20 protein-coding genes are annotated in these 23,387 nt (G+C 67.4%); 8 read left to right on the top strand and 12 right to left on the bottom strand.

From position 1 onward, the window contains the following. Positions 1 to 22: 22 nt before the first annotated feature. Positions 23 to 1,414, bottom strand: a complete 1,392-nt coding sequence (locus tag ACYP5B_RS39625; RefSeq protein WP_459573270.1) for an aminotransferase-like domain-containing protein — start codon at positions 1,412 to 1,414, stop codon at positions 23 to 25. Between the two features lie 112 nt (positions 1,415 to 1,526). On the opposite strand from ACYP5B_RS39625, the gene ACYP5B_RS39620 reads away from it, so the two are divergent. The 3 genes from ACYP5B_RS39620 (at position 1,527) to ACYP5B_RS39610 (ending at position 4,982) form a co-directional block, all read left to right on the top strand. Next, complete coding sequence (locus tag ACYP5B_RS39620; RefSeq protein ID WP_459573269.1) at positions 1,527 to 2,813, top strand: hydroxymethylglutaryl-CoA reductase, degradative; 1,287 nt, start codon at positions 1,527 to 1,529, stop codon at positions 2,811 to 2,813. A gap of 240 nt (positions 2,814 to 3,053) precedes the next feature. Further along, the gene (locus ACYP5B_RS39615) at positions 3,054 to 3,554 is read left to right on the top strand and encodes a hypothetical protein (RefSeq protein ID WP_459573268.1); all 501 of its coding nucleotides are present in this window, start codon (positions 3,054 to 3,056) and stop codon (positions 3,552 to 3,554) included. A 39-nt stretch (positions 3,555 to 3,593) separates the two neighbouring features. Further along, entirely contained in the window at positions 3,594 to 4,982 is a 1,389-nt protein-coding gene (locus ACYP5B_RS39610; RefSeq protein WP_459573267.1) for a tripartite tricarboxylate transporter permease, read from the top strand. 46 nt (positions 4,983 to 5,028) lie between these two features. Here the strand turns inward: ACYP5B_RS39610 and ACYP5B_RS39605 are convergent, their stop codons facing one another. The 6 genes from ACYP5B_RS39605 to ACYP5B_RS39580 form a co-directional block, all read right to left on the bottom strand. After that, positions 5,029 to 6,207: a Bug family tripartite tricarboxylate transporter substrate binding protein gene (locus tag ACYP5B_RS39605; RefSeq protein ID WP_459573266.1), complete on the bottom strand. Its 1,179-nt coding sequence runs from the start codon at positions 6,205 to 6,207 to the stop codon at positions 5,029 to 5,031. Between the two features lie 79 nt (positions 6,208 to 6,286). Beyond that, positions 6,287 to 8,098, bottom strand: coding sequence for an acyclic terpene utilization AtuA family protein (locus ACYP5B_RS39600; RefSeq protein ID WP_459573280.1), 1,812 nt, complete (start codon positions 8,096 to 8,098; stop codon positions 6,287 to 6,289). A 5-nt stretch (positions 8,099 to 8,103) separates the two neighbouring features. Next, the gene (locus ACYP5B_RS39595; protein WP_459573265.1) at positions 8,104 to 10,098 is read right to left on the bottom strand and encodes an acetyl/propionyl/methylcrotonyl-CoA carboxylase subunit alpha; all 1,995 of its coding nucleotides are present in this window, start codon (positions 10,096 to 10,098) and stop codon (positions 8,104 to 8,106) included. Positions 10,099 to 10,142: 44 nt separating this feature from the next. After that, positions 10,143 to 11,018 (bottom strand): enoyl-CoA hydratase/isomerase family protein, encoded by an 876-nt coding sequence (locus ACYP5B_RS39590; RefSeq protein WP_459573264.1) that lies wholly within the window; start codon positions 11,016 to 11,018, stop codon positions 10,143 to 10,145. Between the two features lie 76 nt (positions 11,019 to 11,094). Then, positions 11,095 to 12,255: an acyl-CoA dehydrogenase family protein gene (locus ACYP5B_RS39585; RefSeq protein ID WP_459573263.1), complete on the bottom strand. Its 1,161-nt coding sequence runs from the start codon at positions 12,253 to 12,255 to the stop codon at positions 11,095 to 11,097. Between the two features lie 45 nt (positions 12,256 to 12,300). Beyond that, a complete protein-coding gene (locus tag ACYP5B_RS39580; protein WP_459573262.1) occupies positions 12,301 to 13,920 on the bottom strand; it encodes an acyl-CoA carboxylase subunit beta in 1,620 nt (539 codons plus the stop codon). Between the two features lie 125 nt (positions 13,921 to 14,045). On the opposite strand from ACYP5B_RS39580, the gene ACYP5B_RS39575 reads away from it, so the two are divergent. The 3 genes from ACYP5B_RS39575 to ACYP5B_RS39565 all read left to right on the top strand — a co-directional run bounded on the left by ACYP5B_RS39575 (position 14,046) and on the right by ACYP5B_RS39565 (position 16,784). Further along, the gene (locus ACYP5B_RS39575) at positions 14,046 to 14,798 is read left to right on the top strand and encodes an IclR family transcriptional regulator (protein ID WP_459573261.1); all 753 of its coding nucleotides are present in this window, start codon (positions 14,046 to 14,048) and stop codon (positions 14,796 to 14,798) included. Positions 14,799 to 15,402: 604 nt separating this feature from the next. Next, positions 15,403 to 16,545: a tetratricopeptide repeat protein gene (locus ACYP5B_RS39570; RefSeq protein WP_459573260.1), complete on the top strand. Its 1,143-nt coding sequence runs from the start codon at positions 15,403 to 15,405 to the stop codon at positions 16,543 to 16,545. Next, the gene (locus ACYP5B_RS39565) at positions 16,542 to 16,784 is read left to right on the top strand and encodes a hypothetical protein (RefSeq protein ID WP_459573259.1); all 243 of its coding nucleotides are present in this window, start codon (positions 16,542 to 16,544) and stop codon (positions 16,782 to 16,784) included. Before ACYP5B_RS39570 ends, ACYP5B_RS39565 begins: the two co-directional genes overlap by 4 nt. Here ACYP5B_RS39565 and ACYP5B_RS39560 read toward each other — a convergent pair. The 3 genes from ACYP5B_RS39560 to ACYP5B_RS39550 all read right to left on the bottom strand — a co-directional run bounded on the left by ACYP5B_RS39560 (position 16,762) and on the right by ACYP5B_RS39550 (position 17,834). Then, a complete protein-coding gene (locus tag ACYP5B_RS39560) occupies positions 16,762 to 17,256 on the bottom strand; it encodes a hypothetical protein (protein ID WP_318233185.1) in 495 nt (164 codons plus the stop codon). The two genes, ACYP5B_RS39565 and ACYP5B_RS39560, sit on opposite strands and share 23 nt — an antisense overlap. Before the next feature lie 86 nt (positions 17,257 to 17,342). After that, positions 17,343 to 17,591 (bottom strand): GlsB/YeaQ/YmgE family stress response membrane protein, encoded by a 249-nt coding sequence (locus ACYP5B_RS39555; RefSeq protein WP_017230370.1) that lies wholly within the window; start codon positions 17,589 to 17,591, stop codon positions 17,343 to 17,345. A gap of 60 nt (positions 17,592 to 17,651) precedes the next feature. After that, a complete protein-coding gene (locus ACYP5B_RS39550) occupies positions 17,652 to 17,834 on the bottom strand; it encodes a hypothetical protein (RefSeq protein WP_318233184.1) in 183 nt (60 codons plus the stop codon). Between the two features lie 237 nt (positions 17,835 to 18,071). Between ACYP5B_RS39550 and ACYP5B_RS39545 the strand changes: the two genes are divergently transcribed. Then, positions 18,072 to 18,980 carry a DMT family transporter gene (locus ACYP5B_RS39545; protein WP_459573258.1) on the top strand — a complete coding sequence of 303 codons (909 nt, stop codon included), beginning with the start codon at positions 18,072 to 18,074 and terminating at the stop codon, positions 18,978 to 18,980. 7 nt (positions 18,981 to 18,987) lie between these two features. On the opposite strand, the gene ACYP5B_RS39540 is transcribed toward ACYP5B_RS39545, so the two are convergent. Further along, positions 18,988 to 20,943 (bottom strand): methyl-accepting chemotaxis protein, encoded by a 1,956-nt coding sequence (locus ACYP5B_RS39540; protein WP_459573257.1) that lies wholly within the window; start codon positions 20,941 to 20,943, stop codon positions 18,988 to 18,990. A gap of 357 nt (positions 20,944 to 21,300) precedes the next feature. Between ACYP5B_RS39540 and ACYP5B_RS39535 the strand changes: the two genes are divergently transcribed. Next, entirely contained in the window at positions 21,301 to 21,552 is a 252-nt protein-coding gene (locus ACYP5B_RS39535) for a hypothetical protein (protein ID WP_459573256.1), read from the top strand. Between the two features lie 20 nt (positions 21,553 to 21,572). Here ACYP5B_RS39535 and ACYP5B_RS39530 read toward each other — a convergent pair. After that, positions 21,573 to 23,387: helix-hairpin-helix domain-containing protein (locus ACYP5B_RS39530; protein WP_459573255.1), on the bottom strand; the 1,815-nt coding region annotated here is incomplete at its 5' end.

Genomic DNA, 23,387 nt, shown 5'->3' with positions numbered 1-23,387 from the left:
TGCTGCGCGGCCATGCGTTGCCCTAACGACCCAGCGCGCCGCGCACCGCCGCCTCGAACCGTGGATCCAGCACCGAGCCCACATTGAAGCGCGACCACGGCGAAGTCGCCTCGGAGTCCACGCGAAAGACGCGGCCCGGGGCAATCACGACCTTCTGCGGCAGCAGCCGCTCCGCCAGGACCAGTGAGTCATCCACGTCCGGCAGCGCGCCCCACAGGTACAAGCTCTGCTCCGTGCGGGCAAAGATGCGCGCATCCAGCCTGTCGAACAGCGCCAGCGCCTTGTCCGTAGCCTCCGCCAGGCGGGAGCGCAGCTTGGTGATGTAGCGCTGGTAGTGCCCTTCGCTCAGGATCACATCGACGGTGCGCTCGCAGTACTCCGAGCTGCTCACATGGATCAGCGCCTTGAGATCGGCGAGATCGCTCGCAAGATCTGCTCCGCAGGCAATAAACCCTACCCGCAACGCGGCGGAGAAGGATTTGGAGAAGCTGCCGATGTAGATGGTCCGCTCCAGTTGATCGAGCGCCGCGAGCCGGGGCAGCGTGGTGGGCTTGAAATCCGCCAGCGCATCGTTCTCCACCAGCAGCAGGTCGAACTTCTGCGCCAGCTGCAGCACGCGGTAGGCCTTGGCGGCGGAGAGGTCCGAGCCGGTCGGGTTGTGCGCGACCGACTGGGTGAAGAACAGGCGTGGCCGTTCCTGGATCAGCAACTGCTCCAGCGCCTCCAGATCTGGCCCATCGGCAAGGCGCGGCACGCCGACAATCCTGACGCCCGCCAGCTTGAGCTTGCCGAACAGCGGGTAGTAGCCGGGATCGTCGACCAGGACCGTCGCGCCGGCCGGCAGGAAATACCGGATCACCAGGTCGAGCGCGTCATTGGCGCCGTGCGTCAGCACGATCTGCCGGGGATCGGCGCCGATGCCCAGGTCGCCCAGCTTGCGCACCAGGTGGTCGCGCAGGGGCCCGTATCCGAAGCGATTGCCGTAGCGGAACAAGGCACCCAGGCCGGTGCGCACCACCTTGTGGTGGTACTTGTCCAGGCGCGCTTCCGAAAGCCATTCCACCGGCGGAAAGCCGTCGCCCACCGCCAGCACGTCAGGGCTGCTTTTCAGTTGCTCGCGCATCAGCCAGACAATGTCCATCGCGCGCCGCAGCGAGCCGGCATCCTCGTCCTGCGGCGCCCTGGCTGGGCGCTCGAGCACGAAGTAGCCCGCGCCGCGGCGAGGCTCGATCAGCGCGCGCCCCACCAGGATCTCGAATGCGGCAACGACCGTGTTCTTGCTGTACCGGTGCAACTGCGCCAGCTCCCTGAGCGAGGGCAGCTTGTCGCCGGTACGGTAAGCGCCCTCGACAATCTGCCGCTCGATGGAATTGGCCAGCGCGGTGGCAATCGAAGGGGCTTTGGGGTTCGTCATCGGCTTGTGCTCCCGGGGGGCAGGATCAAACTGTCCCGCCCAACTGTACCTTTTTATGCTGGTACAGTGTACCTAAACTGTCTCCATTCCAATACCACTCACGGAGACACCGATGGTTACCGATTCCCGCCTGCCTAATTTCCGCGCCATGACGCCGGCCCAGCGCCTGGCCTATGTGGGCGACGCCGCTGCCTTGTCGGCGGACGAGATCCGGCTCGTGGCCGAGCCTGGCGCCCTGAGCGTCGAACTCGCCAACGGCATGATCGAGAATGTGATCGGCACGTTCGAGCTTCCATTTGGTGTTGCGGGCAATTTCCAGGTCAATGGCCGCGATGTGCTGGTGCCGATGGTGGTGGAAGAACCCTCGGTGGTGGCCGCGGCCTCGTTCATGGCCAAGCTGGCGCGCGAAAGCGGCGGTTTCGAGACTTCCAGCACCGGTCCGCTGATGCGGGCGCAGGTGCAGGTCCTGGGCATCACGGACCCTTACGGCGCCCGGCAGGCCGTGCTCAAGCAACGGGCGGCGATCCTCGACTTGGCAAACAGCCGCGACAAGGTGCTGATCGGCCTTGGCGGCGGCTGCAAGGACATCGAGGTCCACGTCTTCCCCGATACGCCGCGCGGAGCCATGGTCGTAATCCACCTGATCGTGGACGTGCGCGACGCCATGGGCGCCAACACGGTGAACACCATGGCCGAAGCGGTTTCGCCGCTTGTCGAGAAAGTCACCGGTGGCTCGGTGCGGCTGCGCATCCTCTCCAACCTGGCCGACCTGCGGCTGGCGCGTGCCCGCGTGCGCTTGACACCGGAGGTGCTCGCCACCAAGGAGCGCAGCGGCGCCGAGATCATCGAAGGCGTGATCGACGCTTATACCTTTGCCGCCATCGACCCCTACCGGGCCGCCACGCACAACAAGGGGATCATGAACGGCATCGACCCCGTGATCGTGGCGACCGGCAATGACTGGCGCGCGGTCGAGGCCGGCGCCCATGCCTATGCCTGCCGCGGCGGCCGCTATACGTCCCTGACGCACTGGGAGAAGGACACCGGCGGCGCCCTGGTCGGCACGATCGAAATGCCGATGCCGGTGGGCCTTGTCGGGGGCGCCACCAAGACGCACCCGCTGGCGCGGCTGGCGTTGAAGATCCTCGATGTCAGATCCGCCCAGGAGCTCGGCGAGACTGCGGTCGCGGTCGGCCTGGCGCAGAATCTTGGCGCGCTGCGGGCGCTGGCTACCGAAGGCATCCAGCGCGGCCACATGGCCCTGCATGCGCGCAACATCGCGCTGGTGGCAGGCGCCACCAGCGACGAGGTCGACAGCATTGCGAAGCGCATGGCCGAGGAGAAGGACGTGCGCACCGATCGGGCCGTGGCGTTGCTGGCGGAACTCAGGAGCCGGTAAGTACCACGCTTTGCAGGTAAGAAGCCGTACAGCAGAACAGCAGGACAGCAGGACAGCAGTGCAGCACTACAGCACTACAGCACTACAGCACTACAGCACAACAGCACAACAGCACAACAGCAGTACAAGCAGTACAGCAGTACAGCCGCAGCGAAAGACAAAAACTAAAGCTGGCATCGACGCGCACGCGCACATCAGCACATCAGCACGTAGATGCCAGCCACATCCGGAGACATGCAAATGAAAACACCGCAAGCGCCATCGGCGCGGCGTCTCGTCGAGGTTTGGGGAGACACCGCGGATACCCGGCACCTGGCGTGGTCGATCGCCATCGGAGCCGTGGTCAGCCTGACGGGATTCCTGATCGCCAGCCGCGTGCTCAGCGGGCTGGTCAAGACACCGGAGCTGGCGCGCGCCTACGCCATGCTGGCCGGCCTGGCGGGCTGCCTGCTTGCGGGCGTCATCTGCGCCTGCCTGTTCCGGCCGAAGCGCGAAGTGATCGAGGGCGAATCCGCCGACCCGACCTGGCGCGAGGAAGTGCTGGACAAGCTCGCGGAGGAAGCCGGCGGGCTCGGCGCCATCGCGGACCTTCCCCCGTCGGTGGTGCAGGAACTGAAGGAGCTGCAACTCTATGCGCTTTTCGCAGCCCGTGAGCGCCGCAACGGCGTGCCACTGCCGGCAGCGGACATTGCGCCCCCCACGCCCAACACGCCCGTCAGCCCCCGGTCCAACCTGGCTTGAACGCCTGCCCACGGATATCCAGGATATCGAAGGTTCATCATGATCGAATCTGCACTGCTTACCCACATCCTTATTGCCGCCGGCATGGGGCTGGCCGGCGCCGTCGTCTTTGCGGCGATCGGCCTGATCTCCGGCACCGATGAAACCACCACGCTGGCGCCGCTGACGCTGCTGGTGGTGTTGCTGGGCGTGCCGCCCGAGGGCGTGTTCACGTTCTTCCTCGCCGGCGCTGTCGCCAAGCACATGACCCACGCCATCCCGACAGCATTGCTCGGGATTCCCGGCGACACGATGGCCACGCCGCTGCTGCAGGACGCGAACCACCTGCGCAACCTGGGCGTGCCCCACATCGCGTTGCGCAAGATGATCTCCGGCGCTCTCATCGCGGCGTTTATCGCCGTGCCGCTGGCCGTGCTCTTCGCCGTCTTGCTCGCGCCGTTCGGCGCTGCGATCACCAAGGCCGCGCCGTGGATCTTCGTGGTGGCCGCCGTGATCATCGCTTACAGCTCCGCCGGCAGGTGGGCTTCCGTGGCCACGCTGGTGCCCTTTGTCGTGGTGATCGTGGCGTTGCAGACGCTGACCGCGAAATTTGGCGTCAAGCTGAGCATCAGCTATTTCCTGGGCATCGCCATCGGCCCGCTCATTGCCGATCTGTTCTCGTCCATCTCGCCGGTGGATCGCCCGCGCATGCAGCGCGACCGCGTGCGGACGTTCGCGCTGGCGCCTGACGTCAAAGGCTGGTCGGGGTATTTCCCCAATCCCTTCAAGGTGCTGGATCGCAGCCAGGTGAAATGGACCGTGGCCACCGCCACCGTGTCGAGCGCGACGTTCGTGTTCAGCCCGGTCGCCATGACCGTGGTCCTCGGCGAAATCGTGGGAGCACGGGTCAAGCACGCCTATCATCGCTTGACCACCGTCCTTAGTGCGCGCAATGGCATCACGGAAGCGACCTACATTGCGGAGGCCCTGATCCCTCTCATCGCCTTCGGCCTGCCGCTCAGCCCGGTTGCCGCCGGCCCCGCCGCGCCGCTGTTCAATGCGCCGCCCGTGTACACCGTGGACGCGGGCGCCGGCCAGACGCACAACCTGCACAACCTGCTGAACCACTGGGAGTTCCTGGGGTACGGGTTGCTGGCCGTGCTGCTGGCCGCGCTGGTGTCCTACCCGTTTGCCATGAACTACGCGCGCAGCGCCGCCCTGTTCGTGTCGCGCAAGGTGTCGCATGAAGCCATCATCGCCACCTTCGTCGGCTTGATCCTGGTGATCAGCGTCTGGGAGGGCCAGTTCCTTGGCCTGCTGGTCATCCTGACCATGGGGCTGCTGGGCGGGCTGCTCTCCAGGGCGATTGGGTTCAACACCGGCGTGCAGTTCATGGGCTACTACACCGCCGTGCTGACGGTGCCTGCGCTGCTCAAGCTGATCGGCTAGCCGCCGAACGGGCCAAAGCCGCGCGCCATGGCGACGGCTGTCCCCTTCACTCGACGTGGATGCCGCCCTTCCTGACCACCCCGCCCCACCGCCCGGCTTCTTCCTTGATAAATGCCTGGAACTGGTCGGGCGTCCCGCCCACCGGATCGATCCCGTACTCGATCAGCCGCGCCTTCACGTCCGGCTGGTGCAGCACGGCGTCCATTTCGGTCGAGAGCTTTGCCAGCACCGGCTTCGGTGTCCGGGCGGGCGCGATCAGGCCGATCCAGCTGCTAGCCGTCACCGCCGGGTAGCCTGCCTCGGCCATGGTCGGCACGTCGGGCGCGGCTGGCCAGCGCGCGGGGCTGGTAATCGCCAGCGCCTTGAGCTTGCCGGCTTTCACCTGCGGCATCATGGTCTGCACGGAATCGAAGATCATCGCCACCTGCCCGGAGAACAGGTCCGGCAGCGCCGGCGACACGCCCTTGTAGGGCACGTGGGTCATCTTGATGCCGACGGCTTGCGAGAACAGCTCGCCGGCCAGATGCGCGCCGGAGCCGTTGCCGCTGGAGGCGTAGGTCATCTTGTCGGGATTGGCCTTGCCCCAGGCCACCAGCTCCTTCACGCTGCCGGGCGGCAACTGGGCGCTGGACACCAGCAGCAGCGGGATGCGGCCGATCTGGCTGACGCCGGTCAGGTCCTTGACCGGGTCGTAGCTCATCTTGGGGTAGAGGCTGGGATTGATGGCATGCGCGGCCACCACCACCAGCAGCGAGTAGCCATCCGGCGCGGACTTGGCCACGTTGTCGGAGCCGATCATGCCGTTGGCGCCCGGGCGGTTCTCCACCACCACGGGCTGGCCGAGGCGCTCGGCCAGCTTTTGCATGACCAGCCGCGTGACGGCGTCGGACACGCCGCCCGGGGTGTAGGGCACCACCACGCGCACCGGCTTTGACGGATAAGGCGCATCGGCGCGTGCCGTGGCGCACAGGCCGCAAGCCAGCGCGGTGGCCAGCAGGCATGCGTCGAGCCACGGGCTGCGGGGACGGGGCTCCCCTCTCCCGCGCGCGGGAGAGGGGTTGGGGGCGAGGGCGGGAGTTTCTACGATGTGGGCGTCCTCGCTATGTGCGAGCGCCCGCCCTCTCCCCCGGCCCCTCTCCCACAAGTGGTAGAGGGGAGCAAACCGGGGAGCAAACCGGCCATATCGCAGGTCTGTCAGCAAGCTGGGTGTCGTGGTTTTTTTCATGTCTCCTCCATCAGGTCTGGATGGCTTCGGTCCGCCCTGATTGTCTGGCGGCCGATGTTATGCAATAGCAGCCGCTGGTCTACGCCCAGTCTTGCGGCACCGTAAGCGGAAAATCGAGCAGCATCTGCGCGTAGCTCTTGCCGAGCGGGTCGGAGCTCAGGCTGGCCACGCCCCCGCCGCCCAGCGCGCGGTGCAGCAGGAAGTTAAGGGCGTGCAAGCCGGGCACCTCGAAGCACGCCACATCGCCCTCGACCAGATGCGCGAAATAGCCGCGCACCGCGGCCGGGGTGAGCTGCTCGCGCAGCAGCGGCAGATAAGCTGGCTGGCGCGCGATCACGCCGATGTTCTCGTCGTCGCCCTTGTCGCCGCTGCGCGCATAGGCCAGCGCGACCAGCGGCACGGTTACGCGCGGCCCGTTGGGAATGGCTGGTGCTGGCGTAGCCGCCAGCAAGGCCGGCGCCGTCGGCTCGCCCACGACGGCGGCGCAGGCAAGTTCCTCCGTCTGGCCGTCCATTGCGATCTGCATCCGCACTTCCGCCTTCGGCGCCAGGAAGGAAAACACCTTGACCACCGGCTGGATATCTACGCGGCCGGCAAAGGACGAGCGGGTGCCGGCGGCCATCGATGTGCCCGCCGACGAGCCTTCGCGCTGCAGCAAGCGCAGCGCCTTGGCCTGCGCATGCCGCGCGCCGATGCGCAGCACCACCTCGCGTGTCGGCAAGGCGCGCGCATGCGGGCCGTATTGCGATTCGCAGCCGAGCAGTTCCACCACGGTATCGCTGTAGTCCGCGAAGCCGTTGGCGGCCAGCATGGCACGGGTGCGCGCCAGCAGCGCGTCGGCGGTGCGGCGGGCCTTGGCGGGCGCGTCGATGCCGCGGATCGCCATCATCAGGCTGAGCTGGTAGCCGTCCTGCCAGGTACCGTTGGCCTTGTAGCTGGCGCCGGGCGCGCGGCCACGGGCGCCGTGCACGCGCACCTGCCCGGGGGCCAGCAGATGGGTGCGCACCATGCGGAAGTCGCAGGTGACGTCAGGCATCAGGTAGTTGCCGGGGTCGCCCACCTCGTACAGGACCTGCTCCGCCACGGCGGCGGGATCGACCAGGCCGCCGGTACCCTCGGGCTTGGAGAGCACGAAGCTGCCGTCCTGCGCGCAGTCGATCACCGGGTAGCCAATGCGATCCCAGTCCGGCACGCGCTGCCAGTCGGTAAACAGGCCGCCGGTGGCCTGCGCCCCGCACTCGATCACGTGGCCGGCCAGCGTGCCGGCCGCGAGCCGGTCCCAGTCGTCCCATTGCCAGCCGAACTCGTGGGCGAGCGCGCCGACCACAACGGCGCTGTCGACGCAGCGGCCCGTGATGACGATATCGGCGCCCATGGCCAGCGCGCGGGCGATGCCTTGCGCGCCGGTGTAGGCGTTCGCGGACATCAGCTCGGCGGGCGGCGTGGCGCCCGTGTACAGATCGGTGAGCCCTGCGGCGCGCCAGCCCTCGAAGGCGGCCATCACGTCGTCGCCGCTGACCACCGCCACCCTGGGCGCCAGCCCTTGCTGCCCGGCGGCGGCCATCACCGCGTCGCGGCAGGCCTGGGGGTTGAGGCCGCCAGCATTGGCAATCACGCGGATGCCGCGCGCCAGGATCTGGCCGAGATGCGGCGCCATCGCGGCCTGCACGAAGTCGGTGGCATAGCCCAGCGCGGGGTCCTTGGCGCGGGCGCGCGCCAGGATCGACATGGTGGTCTCGGCCAGGTAGTCGTAGACTAGGTATTGCAGGCCGTGAACGTCCAGCAGTTGCGGCGTGGCGATGGCGGAATCGCCCCAGAAGCCGGAGGCGCCGCCTATGCGGACGGTGCGTGCTGTATTTGGTGTGCCGGGTGTGCCGGGTGTGCTGTTCATGCTGTTCATGCTTTTTCGGCTCCATCCACCTTGACCAGCAAGCCGCCGGCCCGCGCCTGCCCGCCCTCCCTGGCATGCAGCTCCGCCACCACGCCGTCGAACGGCGCAACGATGGCGTGCTCCATCTTCATGGCCTCCAGCACCACCAGCACCTGGCCCGCCTGCACCGGCTCGCCTGCGGCCGTCTTCACGGCCACGATGCGTGCGGTGAGCGGCGCCAGCAGCTCGCCGGCGCTCTCGGCGTCGCCGGGCTTGCGCCCTTTCTGGCGCGGGTCCAGGCGCGCGAAGCGCCATGCGCGACCCGCGCTGAACAAGTGCACGGCATCGCCATCAGCGGCGAAGACCAGCGGCAACGCCATGCCGTTGCATTCCACCAGCGCGCTGCCTTGCTCCACATCGGCGCGCAGCACGCGGACGTCGACGGTCTCGGCGGCCGTGCTGTCGCCCTCGTGCACCGCCACCTCCCAGCCTTGCGCGACGGCACGCAGGTCTACGCGCCACTGCTGCTCTCCCGCCTGCAAGCCAAGGCTGCATCCCGGCGCCACCAATGCGGGGCGTGCCGATGCCGACAGCAGCCCGGCGGCGGCCAGCGCCGCGCAGGCCACCTGCGCCACCGCTGGCCGGGTTGCCCGCAGCGCGGCCTGCATATGCGTATCGACAAATCCCGTATGCACCTGGTTGCCCGCAAAGGCGTCGTGCGCCAGGCAATCGGCGAGGAAGCCCTGGTTGCTGGCCACGCCCAGCAGCACCGTCTGCTCCACCGCGCGCAGCAGCTTGCGGCGTGCTTCCTCGCGGGTGGCGCCATGGGCTACCAGCTTGGCCACCATCGAATCGTAGTAAACCGGGATCTCGCCGCCCTCCTGCAACGCGTGATCCACGCGCACATCGTGCCCCGCGCCCGGCGCGCGCCAGCGCAGCACGGGCCCGCCTTGCGGCAGGAAACCGGCGGCCACGTCCTCGGCGGTCAGCCGGACCTCGATGGCATGGCCGCGCAGCGCCACCTGGTCCTGCGTGACCGGCAGCGACTCGCCGGCAGCCACGCGCAGCTGCCATTCGACCAGGTCGAAGCCGGTGATGGCTTCGGTCACGGCGTGCTCCACCTGCAGGCGCGTGTTCATCTCCATGAAGTAGAAGTTGCCGTCGCCATCGAGCAGGAATTCCATGGTGCCGGCGCCCACGTATCCGATGGCCTGCGCGGCGCGCACCGCCGCGCAGCCCATGCGGGCGCGCAGCGCGGGCGACACCGCCGGGGACGGCGCTTCCTCGACCACCTTCTGGTGGCGGCGCTGCACCGAGCAGTCGCGCTCGCCCAGGTGGATCACATGGCCCTGCGTGTCGGCAAAGACCTGGATCTCCACGTGGCGCGGCGCGATCACCGCGCGCTCCAGGATCAGCTGGCCGGAGCCGAAGGCGGCCGTGGCCTCGGAGCGGGCGCTTGCCAGTGCGCCGGGCAAGGCATGGGCGTCGTGCACCAGGCGCATGCCGCGCCCGCCGCCGCCGGCCGCGGCCTTGACCATCAGCGGAAAGCCGATCGGCGCGGCGGCCTGCAGCAGCGCGGCATCGTCCTGCGCCTCGCCCTGGTAGCCGGGGATGCAGGGCATGTCCGCCGCCAGCATCAGGTGCTTGGCCTCGGCCTTGTTGCCCATGGCGCGGATGGCGGCAGCCGGCGGGCCGACGAAGACCAGGCCCGCCTGCGTCACCGCGTCGGCAAACTCCGCGTTCTCCGCCAGGAAGCCGTAGCCGGGATGCACCGCATCCGCGCCGCTGCTGCGCGCCGCCTCGACGATGGCGGCGATGTTCAGGTAGGACGCGCGCGGCGCGGCGTCGCCGATGCGCATGGCGCGGTCGGCGCAGGCCACGTGCGGGCCATGGCGATCGGCCTCGGAGTAGACCGCCACGGTGGCAAGGCCAAGGCGGCGCGCCGTGCGCATGATGCGCATGGCGATCTCGCCCCGATTGGCGACGAGCAAGGTATGGAAGGGTCGGCAGGTAGCGGACATGGGGCGTCTCGGGATGCGGAGTATCGAATTAGTGTGGTGTGCGTTCAGCCCTGCGTAGCCTGGGCCGCGCGCACGGCGGCGGCGTCAAAGCGCGCCACCCACGCAGCATCGCGCTTGTCGCGAAAGGCCTGGATGCCTTCGGCGCCTTCGCCGCGCATGCATTGCGCGAACAGGTGCGAGGCTTCGTCCAGCAAGGCGCCCTGCGCGACCTGCCCGATGCGCGCCACCAGCGGCTTGAAGGCGCGGTTGGCCTGCGGCCCGCAGCGGCAGATGCGCGTCAGCCAGTCCGCCAGCAACGTATCCAGGGCCGCGCCGTCCTCGGCAAGCGCGTCGACCAGCCCCAGCGCCACGGCCGTGTCGCCGTTCACGCGCTCGCCGGACAAGCCGAGGCGCCGCGTGGCCGCCGCGCCGATGCGCGCCACCACGAAGGGCGCGATCTGCGCGGCGATGATGCCCAGCGATGTCTCGGACAAGGCAAAGCGCGCGTCGCGCGTGGCCAGCACGATATCCGCGGCGCAGCTCAGGCCCATGCCGCCACCCATGGCCGCGCCCTCCACCGCCGCCACCACGGGCACGGGAAGCGCGGCCAGGCGCTGCATGAAAAAGCCGAACTCGCGGTTGCGGCTCGCCAACGGATCCTCAGGCGCATCGCTCGCGTCCAGCCGCGCCTTGAAGTTGCCGACGTTACCACCCGCGCAGAAAAAGCCGCCGGCGCCGCGCAGCACCAGCGCGCGCACGGTGGTATCGGCCTCGGCGCGCTCCACGGCGCGCGCCAGTGCGGCCACCACTTCCGGAGCAAGCGCGTTGCGGGTGGCAGGCACGTTGAGGGTTACGAACAACACGCCGTGGACCTCACGCACGATCACGGCGTGGGTGTCATTGGCGGTATCGGCGACATCTGTACTGACTGCGTTGGTCATGGCTGGGGAAATAGGAATGCGTGGAACGGTAGGCAATAACAACGACAACGACAAGGAAAATGGCGAGGGCCGGCATTCAGCCCTTCGCCATCAGCCCCATCTGCTTGGCGATCACTGTCAGCATCACCTCGTCGGCGCCGCCGCCAATGGAGCCGAGCCGGAAATCGCGATAAGCGCGCGAGGCATGGTTGTCCCATGTGTAGCCCATGCCGCCCTGGAACTGCATGCACCAGTCGGCCACCTCGCGCGACAGCCGCCCGGCCTTGAGCTTGGCCATGGACGCCAGCTCCACCACGTCACCGCCGTCGATGTAGGTCTTGGTCGCCATATAGACCAGCGCGCGCAGGGCTTCCATCTCGGTCTTGAGCTCGGCCAGCTTGAACTGGATGAACTGGTTGTCCAGCAAGGGCTTGCCAAAGGCGATGCGCTGGCGCAGGTAGTCGGTGGTTTCCTCGATCAGCGCGTTGCAGGCGAGCCGGCGGGCCGCGCCGTTCAGGCGTTCCTCCTGGAACTGCTTCATCTGGTAGATAAAGCCCATGCCCTCGTCGCCGATGCGGTTGCGCGCCGGCACCCGCACTTCGTCGAAAAAGATCTGCGCGGTGTCGGAGCACCACATGCCGAACTTCTTGATCTTCTGCACCTCCACGCCGGGCGTGCGCTTGCCGCCTTGCTTGAGCGGCACGATGATCAGCGACTTGTTCTTGTGCACCGGGCCATCGGAGGTATTGCATAGCAGGCAGATCCAGTCGGCCTGGGTGCCGTTGGTGATCCACATCTTGGAGCCGCTGATCACGTAGTCGTCGCCATCGCGGCGCGCACGCGTCTTGAGGGACGCCACGTCGGAGCCGGCACCGGCCTCCGACACGCCGATTGCCGCTACGGCCTCGCCGGTGATGGCTGGGGCCAGGAACTCGCGCTTGAGCGCGTCGGAGCCGAAGGCGGTCAGGGCCGGTGTGGCCATGTCCGTCTGCACGCCCACCGCCATGCCGATGCCCTGCGCATGCACGTAGCCCAGGGCCTCGGCAGCCGCCACGGCGTACGAGAAATCGAGGCCAAGGCCACCATATTCCACCGGCTTGGTAATGCCGAGCAAGCCGAGCTCGCCCATCTTCTTGAACAATGCGTGCGCGGGGAAAATCTCCGCGGCTTCCCACTCGTCGACATGCGGATCGATCTCGGCCGACACGAAGCGGCGGATGCTGTCCATGATGTTGCGATGATCTTCGGTGTAGAGCATGTTGCTTGTCTCCGGTTTCTTATCTGTGTGTTCGAGGCGCGGCGATCAAAACCGCGCCACGCCAAACTGCATCGCGCGCGGCGTGCGCGCCTCCGACTCGCGGGCGGTGGCCAGCACGAAGGCCAGCACGGCGCGGGTGTCGCGCGGGTCGATCACGCCGTCGTCCAGCAACAGCCCGCTGGTGATGAAGGCGCTCGCCTGGCGCTCGAAGTTGGCGACGATCTCGCCGGTCTGCTGCGCCAGGCGCGCCTCGTCCACCGCCACGCCCTTGCGCTCGGCCTGCTGGCGCGCCACGATCTCCAGCGTCATGGCGGCCTGCTCGCCGCCCATCACCGCGGTGCGCGCGTTGGGCCAGGAGAAGCAAAAGCGCGGGCGGAAGCCGCGGCCGCACATGCCGAAGTTGCCCGCGCCGAACGATGCGCCGCAATAGATCGTGATCTGCGGCACGGTGGAGTTCGACAGCGCCTGGATCATCTTGGCGCCGTGCTTGATCATGCCGGCCTCCTCCGAGGCGCGGCCGACGATAAAGCCGGTGGTGTTCTGCAGGAACACGATGGGCGTGCCACTCTGGTTGCAGGCCTGGATGAACTGCGCGGCCTTGGTCGCGCCCGCCGGGTCGATCGGGCCGTTGTTGCTGATAAAGCCCACGGCATGGCCCTCGATGCGGCCACGACCGCAGACGGTAGCCGCGCCGTAGTCCGGCTTGAACGGCAGCCACGCGGAATCGTCGGTGATGCGGCCGATGATCTCCAGCATGTCCACGGGCTTCTTCACATCCAGCGTCATCACGCCATCGAGCTCGCCCGCTTCCAGCCGGGGCGGCTGCGCCGGCTGGGGCTGGCGCGGCGCCACGGCTGGCCAGTCCAGGCTGGCCACCACGTCGCGCGCCAGCGCGATGGCGTGCTCGTCGTCCTCGGCCAGGAACTCCGCCAGGCCGCTAACGGTGGCGTGCAGGTCCGCGCCGCCCAGCTCCTCATCGGTGGCGATCTCGCCGGTGGCGGCCTTGAGCAGCGGCGGCCCGGCAAGGAAGGCGCGGGCGCGGCCGCGCACCATCACCACGTAGTCGGACAGGCCCGGCATATAGGCGCCACCTGCCGTGGACGACCCGTGCACCACCGTGATCACCGGCAGCCCGGCAGCGGACAGGCGCGCCAGGTTGTAGAAGATGCCGCCGCCACGCACGAACTTGTCGACGCGGTACTTGCGCAGGTTGGCGCCGGCCGACTCCACCAGGTGGATGAACGGCAGGCGGTTCTCCAGGGCGATCTCCTGGCAGCGCATCAGCTTGAGGTTGCCGCCCTCGGTCATGGCGCCGGCATCGATGCCGGAATCGGTCGCCACCACCATCGCACGCACGCCGCGGACAAAGCCGATGCCGGCCACCAGCGAACCGCCGGGGATGGAGGTCTCGTGATCGGGATCGTCCATGCCATAGCCGGCCAGGTTGGCGATCGGCAGGAAAGCGGTGGCGGGATCCAGCAAGCGCGCCAGGCGCTCGCGCGGCAGCAGCGCACCGCGCCTGGCGAAGGACGGGCGGGCACGTTCGGAATGCGCGACGGCGCGCTGCTCCAGCGCGCGCAGCCGCTCGATCAGGGCTTGCATGCCGGTGCGCTGGCTGGCAAAGGCGGGACTGGCGGGATCGATCCGGGACTCGATGGGAAGCATGGCGCTCGGCAAAGGACAAGGAATGCATCGATTGCAAACCACCCACGGTGGCACGACAAGCGCAACATGGCGATTTGTGCATAATGTGCACAAACTCGTCTTTGACGCACCTCTGGATGCTGCCTGTGCCCTCGTCCCCGCCGTCCCCGCCGTCCCCAGCCATCCCCGGCGTCCAGAGCCTGGACCGCGCGTTTACCCTGCTCTGCCTGCTGGCCGAACACCACGAGTCAGGCCTGACCTTGCCGCAACTGGTGGCACAGACCGGCATCGACCGCACCACGGCCCACCGCATGCTGCGCTACCTGACCCACGCCGGCTTTGCCGTGCAGGACGAGCAAGGCAAGCGCTTCCGGCTGGGCATGGCCGCCATGGCGCTCGGCCTGCGCACCATGAACCGCTCGCCACTGGCCAGCGCCTGCGCCACGCGCATGAAGGCGCTAGCGCGCAAGACGGGCGATACGGTGTTCCTGATCGTGCGCATTGGCGACCATGGCTACTGCATGCATGCCGAGGAAGGCAGCCACCGCGTGCAGCATTTTCATCTGCTTGCCGGGAGCACGCGGCTGCTGGGCCAGGGGACTGCCAGTATGGCGTTGCTGGCCAAGCTGGAGGATGAGGAGATCGTTGCGCATTATGAGCGGCATCGGGCTGAGTACGAAGGTAGCGGGCTTAGCTTGCTCAAGCTGCAGCGCGGTGTGGAGCGCAGTCGGAAGCTGGGGTATGCGTTGGCTGGTGCGGGGGGTGTGGCTGGGGTGGGGTATGCGTTTGCTTTGCCATTTGCCGGGGAGGCGGCGATCAGTATTGTGTCTACGGCTTCGCGAATGCCGGTGGCTCGGCGGCATGAGATTGGGGGGATGATTCGGGAGGTGTTTGGGTAGGGTTTTGGAGGTTTCGAGGTTTGGAGGTTCGCGGGCGGAGTTGGCTTTTGCACCCAAGTGCCGTACGACATCCCCCTGCGGGGGCTGCCGGTCACTTTTCTTTGACCGGCCGGCAAAGAAAACTAACGAAAAGAAAGCCGCCCTGCCGGGGGCAGAGCAATAAGGCTGTTTTTGCCTCTGTGGTTGCGTCGTACGGCCCTGAGTGTTGGCTGGCGTGTCCTACCGGCCTGGAGGTCATCGAAACTGCATGACCCACGGGTTTCGTGGTGAGGCCCCTGACCTCGCGTGCGGTGCGCGTTCGGCCATCTGCCGTTCGCGGCGCGAGGGGCTGCGCCGTTTCGGGTGTGGTTGGTTTCGTGGTTTTGTCTCTGGCGGCGGGCGTCCTGCAGGTTGATGCCCTGCCGTACCGGCATTAGCGTACGGCTTGCTATCTGCGCCTTGGTTTCGTGGTGGGCGCCGCGGCCCCGGCAGAACTGTTTTCCATATGGGTGGCCGCCGCCGAATTACGCCAGAAATATAAAAACCGATAAAATCACCACTCACGCGAGATTCCGGCCAAGCCGTCCTCTCAGAAACTCGCCCAAACCCTTCAATTCCATAGGCAATGAGAAGCAACCCGCTGTATCTGAAAACCGCCATCCTCTTATCTGTTGCCACCCTCTGCACCACCGCCCTGGCCCGGGACTACCGTCCGCCCGGTACGCTTGGCGAAGGCTCGCAATTGCATCGCTTCGTGCTGCGCGATCCGGCCACCGGCCAGCCCCTGCCCGAGGCCCGTTACCGCTTGTTCCTGCCGGGCCAGCGGATCGCCGGCATCATCCCCAAGTCGGATGAGCAGGACAGCGTGATCTTTGGGGTGACCGACAAGCAAGGCAATACCGTGTCGGTGCGGCTGCCAAAGCGCTATCCCAAGGACAAGTGGATCCTCAACCCGATTGTCGGCGAGGGAGATTTCGGGGAGGCGTTCTCGATGCGCGGCGAGACCAGCAACCATCCGATGGCCGGCCTGGCCTACGTGCTCGACCTCAAGGACGGTTTCCTGTTCTGCAACAGGACGGATAGCCGTGGCTATACCTACTATGCGCAAAGCTACAAGGCCCAGACGATCAGTCTGGACTATGCGTTTGGCAGCATGGAACCGGCCCAATATGCCTGGTGCAAGCGCCAGTCCGCTACCATCGCCGCCCTGCCCGCCAGCGCCGGGCCGGCGGCCGTCTTCCGACAGATGCTGGCTAGCTACGAGGCCGGCAAGGACGAACTCGGCGCGGATTTCCAGGGGCGCGTGCGGCGCAAGCTGATCGACCTGGCGATCGCCGGCCGGGACAACAGGCAGCTGGATATCGCGCTTGGCCTGGCGCCGCTCGCGAAGGAGAGCCTGAACGAGGTCGGCTATGCGCTGGTCGATGCGAACTGGATGGTCGGGCGCGGCATGGCCATGATCGACGAGGCGCTGGCTCAGACGCCGGACAACCCTTTTATCCTCGACAGCAAAGGCTGGGCGCTATTCCGACTGGGCCAGCCCGAGCAGGCGCTCGGCTACATGGAGCAATCGCTGGCCGCCTTCGGCGAGGGTACCGAGGCCGACCTGGGTGCGCGGGTGGAAGGCCTGGTGCACAAGGGCGAAGTGTTGTGGCAACTGGATCGCAAGGACGAGGCACGCGCCGCGTTTGCGATGGCGACCCACTTTTCGCCCGATGACGAGAACCTGCTGCGCACGCTGGCGCGGCTGCAGGTGGAAATGCCTTGAAGACGCCGCCCCATGCCGAGCGCTCGGGGCGCATGCAACACCAACAGGGCCAGATCGAAGTCACCGGCTCCTTCATGAAAGTGCGAAGCCCGGCCGTGCAGGCCGAGCTGAACAAGCTGCGGCAAGGCCTGAACGGCCACGCCAAGACTGAAGCTGGCGCAGGCCCGGTTGCGGGCCTTGATGCTGGGGAACTGACCTTTAGATCAGGCCAGGCACTCAGCCCTGCTGGTGTTCCTTGAACTTGGCCAGCGCTATGGCCAGCGCGGCGCTCCCGATGGTCTTGACCAGCGTGGGGTGCTGCGCGTAGAAGCCGGCGATCTGGTCGACGATGCCCGGATGGACCTGCTCGGCGTGGGCGGCGATCTCCTGCACCTGCGCCGGGGTCAGCTGGCTGGCCTGCTCGGGCGTGACCTGGGTCGCGCCGGGCTGCAGCAGATTGCCCAGTGCGCCGCCTGCCGCGCCGGACAACACCGCCGGGCCTAGCGTTGCCAGCAGCTGGTTAAGCATGCCCGCCTGCTGCGTGCCATTGGACTGGCCGAACAACTCCCCCACCATATTGCCGAAGGCCGGAGTCTGGTCCGAGCGGAAAGCGCCGGCCAGCAACTGGCCAAGCGCGCCCTCGGGGGCGTTCTGCGCGATGTGGTCCACCTGCTGCTCGGGGTTGCCGCCAAGGGCAGAGGCTGCGTTCTGCAAAAAATCCATCAGGCTCATGATCGGGTTCCGTGATCTGCGTTGCGGGTGCTGCTTCTTGCTTCTTGGTTCTTGCTCTTGGAGTCTAGCCCTCGACAACTCGGGGCCTAGCTCTTCTTGCTGATCAGGTGATAGGCCAGCAGCAGGATCACCGCGCCTACCACGGCGCCGATAAAGCCTGCCGATTGCCCCGGGCGATACCAATGCAGGGCTTGCCCGAGAAAGGTGGCCGCTAACGCGCCGCCAATGCCAAGCGCGGCCGTCAGGAAGAACCCGCTAGGGCCGTTGCCCGGGGTAATGGCACGCGCTACGAGCCCGGCAACGAAGCCGATGAGAATGGTCCAGATCAGGTGCATGGCGTCAGGAGAAAAGAAAAAGGGATGCGCCCCCAGCGGAGCGCACCCTGAACCCGCGCATTACTGCGCGGCGGACTTGGCCGGCGTTGCCGCCTTGGTATGCTTGGTGCCGTGTGCCTTGTTGCTCTTGTGCGCGCTCTTTTCGACCTTGGCAGGCGCCTTGGGGGCGTCGGCGGCAGGGGCCTGGGCGAACGCGCCGGCAGCGAAGAGTCCGAGGGTCAGGATGGCGAGTACCTTCTTCATGTTTATCTCCAGGTGAGGCGCGCAACTTGCGCGTTGCCTGTAAAAACGGCCCGGTGGCAGCACGTGTTGACAGCGAATACACAGCGCTATGTAACAGTTCGTATCCGGATGGTGGGAAGACTAGCGCAAGGCATCCGCCAATGACACGCCGGTGACAATCGTTTGCAATTGGCGCCTGCGGCATAATGCCGGCAGAAAACAGAACAACAAGAATACGTACAGGACGACAACCCTCCGATGACCGCTTCCGCCACGGGCCGCGCCCGGCTCGACTGGACCACGCTTGGCCTGCTGACCTTCCCCCCGCTGAGCTGGGCCGGCAACGCCATCGTCGGCCACTACGCCGCCGGCGCCATCCCGCCGATCACGCTGAACTTTGCCCGCTGGGCGCTGGCCGGGCTGCTGCTCGCACCCTATGTCTGGCGGGGCGTGCGCGAGCATGCCGCCAAACTGCGGCAGCATGCCGGCGTGATTGCCGCGATGGGCATGCTCTCCGTCTCGGTGTACAACGCCATGCAGTACCTGGCGCTGACCACCTCGTCGCCAATCAACGTCACGCTGATCGGCGCTTCCGCCCCGATCTTCCTGTTGATCATCGGCGCGCTGTTCTTCCGCGAGCGGGTGCGCGGCTGGCATGTGGCGGGCGCCCTGCTGTGCCTGGCCGGCGTAGGCGTGGTAATGCTGCGCGGGGAGCCTGGGCGGCTGGCCCAGCTGGATTTCGTGGCCGGCGATTTGTTCATGCTGGCGGGCACCATCACCTGGAGCGCTTACACGTGGCTGCTGCGCAAGAAGCGCCCGGACTTGCCGCTGGCGGTGCTGCTGTTTGCGCAGATCGTGGCGGGCGTGCTGGCCAGCGTGCCGTTCGTCGCCTGGGAGCTGCTGTCGGCGAGCGCGCCGATCCACTGGAACGGCAAGGTGCTCGGCATCCTGGTCTATGTGGCAACGATCCCTTCGCTGCTGGCCTACTTTGCCTGGGACCGTGCCATTGCCCGCGCCGGGACGCAGTTGCCGGTGTTCTTCTTCACGCTCACGCCCGTCTTTGCCGCGCTGATGTCTTCCGCGCTGCTGGGCGACTGGCCGCGCTGGTATCACGCGGCCGGCCTGGGCGCCATCGTGGCCGGCATCTGGATCGCCAACCGGCGCTGAAACGATACTAGGCCGCGATCGCCGGATCCAGCCGGAACACGGCCATCGAGCGCTCCATGCGCTGCGCTTGCTCCTTGAGCGCATCGGCCGCGGCGGCGGCCTGCTCGACCAGCGCCGCATTCTGCTGCGTTACCTGATCCATCTGCGTCACGGCCTGGTTCACCTGGGCAATGCCGCTGCTCTGCTCCTGCGAGGCGCGGCTGATCTCGTCCATCATGGCGGTCACGCGCTTGACCGCGGCGACGATGCTGTCCATGGTGGCGGTGGCGTCGCCAGCCAGCGCCGAGCCGGCTGCCACCCGCTGCACCGATTGCGAGATCAGCGTGCGGATCTCCTTGGCGGAGCTGCCGGCACGCTGCGCCAGGCTGCGCACCTCGGTGGCCACCACGGCAAAGCCTCGCCCGTACTCGCCGGCGCGCGCTGCTTCCACCGCAGCGTTGAGCGCCAGGATATTGGTCTGGAACGCGATACCATCGATCACCGCGATGATGTCGACGATGCGTTTGGAGTCGGCCTCGATCTCGCCCATGGTCTGCAGCACGCGGCCCACCGAGGTCCCGCCGGCCACCGCGATGTCGGAGGCCTCGCCCGCCAGCACGCTGGCCTGGTCCGCGCTGCTGGCGTTCTGCCGCACGATCGCGGTGAGCTGCTCCATGCTGGCAGCGGTCTGCTGCAGCGACGAGGCCTGCTCCTCCGTGCGCTGCGACAAATCCAGGTTGCCTTGCGCGATCTCGCCGGCGGCCACCAGCACGTTGTGCGCGCCGGCCTTGGTATCGCCGATCAGCGCGCGCCAGGTGTCCACCAGCGACAGCAGGTGCCGCTTGACGTGGCTGAGCTCGTCGCTGCCACGTACCTCCAGCGTGATGGCCAGGTCGCCGGCGTTGATCCGGTCCACCATGCTGGCCACTTGCCGCACGTCATCGCGCATGCCCTGGCTGAAGCCGGCGAACAGGTAGAACGCCGCGCCCACGGCCAGCAGGGCCACCCCGGCCAGCACCTCGAGCTGCAGCATTTCGGCGGCGATGCGCTGCTCCAGCATGTCGTGGGCAATCCCGGAGAATGCCTTGTTGACCGAGGAGACCGCGTTGATGGCGGCCGTCGCTTCGTCAAAATAGGGCTTGGCCTCGATGGCGATGCCGCCGCTGCCGAGCATCTTTTCCTTCAGCGTGCGGTAGAAGGCGTCCATGGCGGCCAGTTGCGCCAGCGCGCCCTCCACCCGCGGGCGATACGCCGGAGCGCCGCGCATCACGCGGTCGATGTCGCGCCGCACGGATTCCAGGCCGTCCTGGATCTGCTCGCCCAGCGCGGCCAGCTCGGCTTGCTGCGCCGCGTCAGAGTATCCGCCCTGGCTGATGATGGCCGCGCCCCTGCCGCGCGCCAGCGCGCTCAGCTCGGCCAGCTTGGGCATCTGCCCCACCATCAGCGTCACCAGGTAGTACGAGCCGCTGTCGGGATCGAGCGCGAGCGAAGAGCGGTCCGCCACATCGCCGATAAACAGCCGCGTCTGCTTGACCAGCGCGCTATGCATATCGAACAGCGGGCCGGCTGTAATGTTCAGGCCCGTTTCATGCATGCGTTGCCATGACTGCTCAAGCTTGCGTGCGTCCGGCATGACATCGAAGCGCGCCGCCTCGCCCGCTTGCTGCATCAGCGCGCCAAGGTGTGCGGCGGCCTTCGCATCCGCGCCGTCAAACGTGGCGCGAAACGCCGCGTTGCCAGCGAGCACGGCATTGGCCGCGCCGCGACGGACCTGCGTCTCGCGCATGAAATCGAGCGCGCGGTCGACGATGGCCAGGCCGCGCAATTCGTCCTGCGAGGCGCGAATCGATTGCGCCGACAGGCTCAGCACCGCATAGAGCGCGCCGCCGAGCGGAATGAGGAACAGGATGGCCAGCAACAGCAGCTTGCGGGTAATGGTGAGGCGCGCCATCAGGCGCACGGCGGGGGAGAGAAAAATGGCCATGAGGATCCCGAATAATTCGCTTGCATGGGTCTTGTATCGGCCGGCTCAACGCTGACTGAAGCGCGTTTTCGCGACTTTTTTCGCACGCACAAGGGCGGGGCGGAAACGGCACAAAGCAGGTGCAGGATGCCCGCTAAACGGGCGAAGAACCAACCCATGAGAGCAAGGAGCGGAGATCAGGCTGACACAATACAGACGCAAAACCGACGTACAACGAAGGGACCGCGAAAGCAGCGCGGCGGGCTGGCAAGGATGATTAGAAACACCTGAACCAATGCCGCTGAGCACTGTCTTTCCGTAGGCAGGTTCTGCCCCTGCCGGGCCGCACGATCAGGATTTCAACCCCAGGAGATGGCGATGTTAAGCCCCCACGAATTTGCCACCTTGCTGCTGGTCCACGATGTACAGGATCGACTGGAACTCGATCCCGTGGACCTGGAAGCACTGCTCGAACGCGGCCTCGTGTCGCTGGAGGAATGCGCGGCCGACCGCTGGTGTCCGCGCATTACCGAGCACGGCTACGCGCTGCTGCGCGCGGTCGGCTGGCAGGGGGAGATGAACCGCACGCGGCGCTGCGAGGCGCGTGGGCAAGAGGCGCCCGCGCAATAACGTCGTAGCGCGGTGAATAGTCAGTGAAAATCGCGGCTGGACACCATCAGGCGGCCCAGCAGCGGGCTCAGGTCCACCAGTTCCTGTGCCACAAGATGCCTGACCTCCCCCTGGCGCTGCCACGTGCCGATCACCCCCAACAGCTTCGCGCCCAGCACTTCCTTGCGCTGGCGCTCGATCAGGTCGGGCCAAAGGATCACGTTGATGGCGCCGGTCTCGTCCTCGATCGACGTAAAGATGGTGCCGCCGGCCGTGGATGGCCGCTGCCGCACCGTGACGATGCCGCAGGCGCGCACCTGCCGGTTGTTGCCGCAGCGGGACAAGTCCTGCGCCGTGGCGTATTGCATCGCGGCGAGCCGCGGCCGCAGCAGCGCCAGCGGATGCGACTTGAGCGACAGGCCCGTGCTGGCGTAATCGGCCGCCACCTCCTCGCCCAGGCGCGGCGCCGGCAGCGATAGCTCGCTCTCGGCCGGCGGCGCCTCATAGAGCAGGTCGTGATGCGCGGCCTGCAGCGCGGCGGCGCGGGCCTGCCAGCGCGCCTGGCGGCGATGCCCGGCGAGGCTGGCCAGCGCATCGGCCGCGGCCAGCGCGTCGATGTCGTGCCGGTCCAGCCGCGCGCGCAGCACCAGGTCTTCCACGCTGGCGAACGGCGCCTCGGCGCGGGCCCGTTCGATACGCCCGGCCGCTGCCTCGCGCATGCCGTTCACGCGGTTCAGGCCAAGCCGCACCACCGGCTGGGCGCGCTGGCGGGCGAGCGCTGCCGCACCGCTCGCCGCAGGCTCCAGCGTGCTTTCCCAGCCGCTCACCGTCACGTCCACCGGATGCGTGCGCACGTGGTGCCGACGCGCATCCTGCACGAGTTGCGACGCCGAGTAGAACCCCATCGGCTGGCTATTGAGCAGCGCGCACAGGAAGGCCGCCGGATGGTGGCACTTGATCCACGCGCTGATATAGACCAGTTTGGCGAAGCTGGCGGCATGGCTTTCCGGGAAACCGTATTCGCCAAAGCCCTCGATCTGCTTGCAGATGGCCAGCGCAAAAGCCTCCGGGTAGTTGTTGCGGGTGAGCGCTTTGACCAGCGCATCCTGGTGCTGCTTGAGGTCGCCCTTGCGCCGCCACGCCGCCATGGAGCGGCGCAGATGGTCGGCCTGCCCCGGCGTAAAGCCGGCGGCGTCGATGGCCAGTTGCATCACCTGCTCCTGGAAGATCGGCACGCCGAGCGTGCGGCCCAGCACGTCCTTGATCACCTGGTTGTGATACACGGGGAGCTTGCCGGTGCGCCGCACCTGCTCGCGCCGCTTCAGGTAGGGATGCACCATGCCGCCCTGGATCGGCCCGGGCCGCACGATGGCGACTTCCACCACCAGGTCGTAATACTTGCGCGGCAAGAGGCGCGGCAGCATCGACTGCTGCGCGCGCGACTCCACCTGGAACACGCCGATTGTGTCGGCGGCGCAGATCATGTCGTAGGTTTGCGGATCCTCCTTGGGCACGTCTTCCATCCGGTACGGCGCGCCCGAGCGCGTGGGGATCATCGCGAGCGCGCGCCGGATGGCAGAGAGCATGCCAAGCGCCAGCACGTCCACCTTCAAGAGGCCGAGCGACTCCAGGTCGTCCTTGTCCCACTGGATCACGCTGCGGTTTTCCATGGCCGCGTTCTCGATCGGCACCAGCCGCGACAGCTTGTGGCGCGCAATGACAAAGCCGCCCACGTGCTGCGACAGATGGCGCGGAAAGCCGCGCAGCTGCGTGGTCAGGCTGGCCCACTGCCGCACCGCCGGCGCGTCCGGGTCCAGCCCGTACTGCGAAATGCGCTCCAGGAAGGTCTTGCCGCC

The organism is Cupriavidus sp. 8B, assembly GCF_054589115.1.
Note: the sequence above shows the minus strand (reverse complement) of the source record. Positions and strands in the feature narration are given on the sequence as shown.

Excerpts from the sequence above, each read along its gene's own strand:
- ACYP5B_RS39625 (WP_459573270.1), bottom strand. The coding sequence starts at position 1,414 with ATGACGAACCCCAAAGCCCCTTCGATTGCCACCGCGCTGGCCAATTCC.
- ACYP5B_RS39620 (WP_459573269.1), top strand. The coding sequence starts at position 1,527 with ATGGTTACCGATTCCCGCCTGCCTAATTTCCGCGCCATGACGCCGGCC.
- ACYP5B_RS39615 (WP_459573268.1), top strand. The coding sequence starts at position 3,054 with ATGAAAACACCGCAAGCGCCATCGGCGCGGCGTCTCGTCGAGGTTTGG.
- ACYP5B_RS39610 (WP_459573267.1), top strand. The coding sequence starts at position 3,594 with ATGATCGAATCTGCACTGCTTACCCACATCCTTATTGCCGCCGGCATG.
- ACYP5B_RS39605 (WP_459573266.1), bottom strand. The coding sequence starts at position 6,207 with ATGAAAAAAACCACGACACCCAGCTTGCTGACAGACCTGCGATATGGC.
- ACYP5B_RS39600 (WP_459573280.1), bottom strand. The coding sequence starts at position 8,098 with ATGAACAGCACACCCGGCACACCCGGCACACCAAATACAGCACGCACC.
- ACYP5B_RS39595 (WP_459573265.1), bottom strand. The coding sequence starts at position 10,098 with ATGTCCGCTACCTGCCGACCCTTCCATACCTTGCTCGTCGCCAATCGG.
- ACYP5B_RS39590 (WP_459573264.1), bottom strand. The coding sequence starts at position 11,018 with ATGACCAACGCAGTCAGTACAGATGTCGCCGATACCGCCAATGACACC.
- ACYP5B_RS39585 (WP_459573263.1), bottom strand. The coding sequence starts at position 12,255 with ATGCTCTACACCGAAGATCATCGCAACATCATGGACAGCATCCGCCGC.
- ACYP5B_RS39580 (WP_459573262.1), bottom strand. The coding sequence starts at position 13,920 with ATGCTTCCCATCGAGTCCCGGATCGATCCCGCCAGTCCCGCCTTTGCC.
- ACYP5B_RS39570 (WP_459573260.1), top strand. The coding sequence starts at position 15,403 with ATGAGAAGCAACCCGCTGTATCTGAAAACCGCCATCCTCTTATCTGTT.
- ACYP5B_RS39560 (WP_318233185.1), bottom strand. The coding sequence starts at position 17,256 with ATGAGCCTGATGGATTTTTTGCAGAACGCAGCCTCTGCCCTTGGCGGC.
- ACYP5B_RS39555 (WP_017230370.1), bottom strand. The coding sequence starts at position 17,591 with ATGCACCTGATCTGGACCATTCTCATCGGCTTCGTTGCCGGGCTCGTA.
- ACYP5B_RS39550 (WP_318233184.1), bottom strand. The coding sequence starts at position 17,834 with ATGAAGAAGGTACTCGCCATCCTGACCCTCGGACTCTTCGCTGCCGGC.
- ACYP5B_RS39545 (WP_459573258.1), top strand. The coding sequence starts at position 18,072 with ATGACCGCTTCCGCCACGGGCCGCGCCCGGCTCGACTGGACCACGCTT.
- ACYP5B_RS39540 (WP_459573257.1), bottom strand. The coding sequence starts at position 20,943 with ATGGCCATTTTTCTCTCCCCCGCCGTGCGCCTGATGGCGCGCCTCACC.
- ACYP5B_RS39535 (WP_459573256.1), top strand. The coding sequence starts at position 21,301 with ATGTTAAGCCCCCACGAATTTGCCACCTTGCTGCTGGTCCACGATGTA.